At 46.1% G+C, this 1,969-nt stretch carries 3 protein-coding genes; all 3 read left to right on the top strand.

Annotation, left to right across the window (positions count from 1 at the left end; all coding sequences use genetic code 11):
* The first annotated feature begins 47 nt into the window (after nt 1–47).
* Entirely contained in the window at nt 48–389 is a 342-nt protein-coding gene (locus tag HP548_RS02445; RefSeq protein ID WP_099859128.1) for a DUF1048 domain-containing protein, read from the top strand.
* A 216-nt stretch (nt 390–605) separates the two neighbouring features.
* Entirely contained in the window at nt 606–1,367 is a 762-nt protein-coding gene (locus tag HP548_RS02440) for an ABC transporter ATP-binding protein (RefSeq protein WP_175380765.1), read from the top strand.
* The coding region (locus HP548_RS02435) for an ABC transporter permease (RefSeq protein WP_175380764.1) at nt 1,368–1,969 on the top strand (602 nt) is incomplete at its 3' end.

The raw sequence follows: 1,969 nt of genomic DNA, 5'->3' as shown, positions 1-1,969 counted from the left end.
TTTTGGAGTGTCTTGTTGAGCTTTATAAAAAGGAGGAGAAAAATAATATGATGGAATTATTCAAAAAAATGATTGGTGATAAAAAAGAGTACAAAATGATGATGGCACGTGTGGAGTCACTGCCAGAGGACTATCAGTTCGTATATAAGAAAATTCAAAACTATATGTGGAATTTCGCGACGGGTAACGGGATGGATATGCTTCACATTCAGTATGAGTTAATCGAGTTGTTCGAAGCCGGTGCCGCGGAAGGCAGACAAGTGCTGGAAATAACCGGGGACGATGTGGCGTCTTTTGCCGACGAACTAGTCGCAAACGCTAAAACCTATGTCGCCAAGTATCGTGAAGATTTGAATCAGAGTATCAAGAACCGTTTGGAAAAAAAATAAATTCAATAGAGTATATTGACTGATTAGCTGGTTACAAATGTAAATTGCTGCCTCGCTATTCAGTTAAATTTTTATCCGGTACTAAGTCATACATGATATCAGTCAGACTGAATAGCGTAAGAAGTAATGTAGTCAATCTAGCTCCGCAAGGTGCTTGACCATAATTTTTGGTTTTCTCAAGCATCCTTGCTGCGCATTTTATAAGGAGGAAGAAGCATGAGTGATGCAGCGATATCTGTAAAAGGGTTAAAAAAATCCTTTAATGACAAGGAAGTATTAAAGGGAGTGGATTTTGAAGTGAGGCGTGGCGAAATTTTCGCACTTCTGGGTGCCAATGGAGCCGGCAAGACAACGACAGTCAACATCCTCTCTACACTAATAAAGCCCGATGGCGGGGAAGTAGGGATTTGCGGCTTTGACGTCCAGCGTCAACCGGATCATGTGCGCCAGAACATTAGCTTGACAGGGCAGTTCGCAGCTTTAGATAGCATACTCACCGGACGTGAAAACCTGATGATGATCGCCAAGATACGGGGTGTCTCCAATCCAGCTCAAGTCGTCGACAATCTACTTGCAAGATTCAGCCTGACCGATGCGGCCAACCGTCGGGTAAACAAATATTCCGGCGGGATGAAACGCCGGCTTGACATTGCCATGAGTCTGATCGGGACACCAGCTGTCATTTTTCTCGATGAACCAACGACAGGGCTTGATCCCGAAGCGCGGATTGAAGTCTGGAATACTGTCAAGGAGCTTGCCGGCGGCGGCACGACTATCTTGCTGACAACCCAGTACTTAGAGGAAGCAGAACAACTGGCCGACCGTATCGCTATCCTGCATGGCGGAATAATCATCACTACCGGTACCCTTACTGAACTCAAAGAGATGTTCCCGCCAGCGAAAGTGGAGTACATCAAGAAGCAGCCGACATTGGAGGAAATTTTCCTCACAATCATCAATAAAAAGGAGGAGATGTAAATGAAAAACATAACAGGGGTGTTACTAGAACGTTTAATGCGAAACATCATGCGTAGTCCGGATACAATTATCACCGTTGCGCTTACGCCGATTATGATGATGCTTCTGTTTGTCTACGTATTTGGGGGCGCCATAGAGACTGGCGCTGACAATTACGTCAATTATTTATTGCCTGGAATCTTGTTGATGGCTATTGCATCCGGCGTCGCTTATACTTCCTTGCGGCTGTTTACGGATGTAAAGAGCGGATTGATGGCACGTTTCATCACCATGCCAATCAAACGCTCGTCGGTATTGTGGGCTCACGTGTTGACCTCGCTTATTTCTAATACACTTACTGTGGTGATAGTTATCCTTGTCGCGCTCTTGATGGGCTTCCGCTCCAGCGCTAGTATCCTGGATTGGCTCGCGGTAACTGGGATACTAGCGCTGTTTACGCTGGCCCTGACTTGGCTGGCGGTCATTCCCGGATTGACAGCAGGGTCTATGGAAGGGGCGACAGCCTATTCATATCCGCTGATTTTCCTGCCGTTTATCAGTTCGGCCTTTGTCCCCACTGAAACCATGCCTAAAATTGTCCGTGCGTTCGCTGAGAACCAACC

Origin of the sequence: Paenibacillus taichungensis (assembly GCF_013359905.1) — a bacterium.
Taxonomy (GTDB): domain Bacteria; phylum Bacillota; class Bacilli; order Paenibacillales; family Paenibacillaceae; genus Paenibacillus; species Paenibacillus taichungensis.
This window is presented reverse-complemented; position numbering and strand designations above follow the sequence as displayed.